This window comes from Pseudomonas sp. SIMBA_041 (assembly GCF_046535095.1).
GTDB lineage: Bacteria > Pseudomonadota > Gammaproteobacteria > Pseudomonadales > Pseudomonadaceae > Aquipseudomonas > Aquipseudomonas mucoides.
Map to the genome: position 1 here is coordinate 1 of NZ_JAWRXJ010000223.1, position 278 is coordinate 278.

Below are 278 nucleotides of genomic sequence, written 5' to 3' on the forward strand. Positions count from 1 at the left end.
GCCACGGGCGCTGGCGGCATCGGGGACGCGGCCGTCCAGGGTGGCCTGGGCGATGCCCTGCAGGGTCGCTACCTTGCGTGCGGAAAAGCCGCAGCCGCACAGGCTCTCCAGGCTGGCATCGGCCAGTTGCCCGGGCGTGGGGAAGTCCTGCCCGGGAAACAAAGCGCGCAGGCGGCCGAGTATCGCGTCGCCCGCGCGGGCATGCAGTTGCTGGTAGGCCACCGCGCGCACCAGCGCCTGATAAGGCTCGCGCTCCGGGCGGGGCTGGTGCAGGCAGG

1 pseudogene is annotated in these 278 nt (G+C 73.4%); it reads right to left on the minus strand.

Going from position 1 to position 278, the window contains the following annotated elements:
- Positions 1-278 (minus strand): annotated as a pseudogene (locus SB725_RS30940) (DNA-3-methyladenine glycosylase 2 family protein); the annotation flags it as partial.